The sequence below is a fragment of the Halalkalibacter flavus genome (assembly GCF_036663575.1).
GTDB classification, from domain to species: Bacteria; Bacillota; Bacilli; order Bacillales; family Bacillaceae_D; genus Halalkalibacter; species Halalkalibacter flavus.
Window position 1 is genome coordinate 1 of the sequence record NZ_JAWRVK010000125.1, and the last position, 499, is coordinate 499.

Annotated in this window: 3 tRNA genes; all 3 read left to right on the forward strand. The window is 52.1% G+C overall.

Annotated elements, in window-relative coordinates:
• The first annotated feature begins 89 nt into the window (after positions 1-89).
• The 3 genes from SAY88_RS24710 to SAY88_RS24720 all read left to right on the forward strand — a co-directional run bounded on the left by SAY88_RS24710 (position 90) and on the right by SAY88_RS24720 (position 449).
• Positions 90-165, forward strand: a tRNA-Val gene (locus tag SAY88_RS24710).
• A 9-nt stretch (positions 166-174) separates the two neighbouring features.
• Positions 175-248, forward strand: a tRNA-Met gene (locus SAY88_RS24715).
• Positions 249-365: 117 nt separating this feature from the next.
• Positions 366-449 (forward strand) — tRNA-Leu (locus tag SAY88_RS24720).
• Positions 450-499: the final 50 nt, after the last annotated feature.

Genomic DNA, 499 nt, shown 5'->3' on the forward strand with positions numbered 1-499 from the left:
GCCCGTTGGTCAAGCGGTTAAGACACCGCCCTTTCACGGCGGTAACACGGGTTCGAATCCCGTACGGGTCACCATTTATATAAAAGTCTGGAGGATTAGCTCAGCTGGGAGAGCACCTGCCTTACAAGCAGGGGGTCGGCGGTTCGATCCCGTTATCCTCCACCATAGAAACGACGCGGGGTGGAGCAGTCTGGTAGCTCGTCGGGCTCATAACCCGAAGGTCATAGGTTCAAATCCTATCCCCGCAATATCATTTGGCTCAGTAGCTCAGTCGGTAGAGCAATGGACTGAAAATCCATGTGTCGGCGGTTCGAGTCCTTCATGGCTCACCATTTAAGGTATTTTTAGAAAAATACCAATTATATGCGGGTGTGGCGGAATTGGCAGACGCGCTAGACTTAGGATCTAGTGTCTTATGACGTGGGGTTCGACTCCCTTCACCCGCACCATTTTTTGTGCCCTTAGCTCAGCTGGATAGAGCAACGGCCTTCTAAGCCGT